The organism is Pseudomonas sp. PDM19, from assembly GCF_014852215.1.
Lineage (GTDB): Bacteria > Pseudomonadota > Gammaproteobacteria > Pseudomonadales > Pseudomonadaceae > Pseudomonas.
The window spans coordinates 1-292 of the sequence record NZ_JACVBG010000020.1 but is presented as its reverse complement, the minus strand read 5'-3'; the positions used below and the strand labels follow the sequence as shown (position 1 = coordinate 292).

1 pseudogene is annotated in these 292 nt (G+C 61.3%); it reads left to right on the top strand.

The features are described 5' to 3' along the window. Positions 1-284: pseudogene (locus IB273_RS31320) on the top strand (hypothetical protein); the annotation flags it as partial. Between the last annotated feature and the right edge of the window lie 8 nt (positions 285-292).

Below are 292 nucleotides of genomic sequence, written 5' to 3'. Positions count from 1 at the left end.
TGATGCCCTGGGTGTTGCTGGTGCTGTTCAGTGCCGGCCTGGGCATGGTCTGGACGCGCTACCTGCCGCTGCTGGCAGACCCGCTGGCGTCCTCCTTCGGCACCTTGCTGAGCCTGAAGATCCTCCTCGCCCTGAGCGTACTCGGGCACTTCTTCACCGCCATGTTCCTGCTCTACAGCGGGCGCATGAACTCGACGTATTTCCGCCGGATTCACCTGAGTGTCTTCAGCCACATGGTCGGCATCGTGCTGCTGGCCAAGGGCATGTTCTACCTGAGCTGGTAAGCCAGATT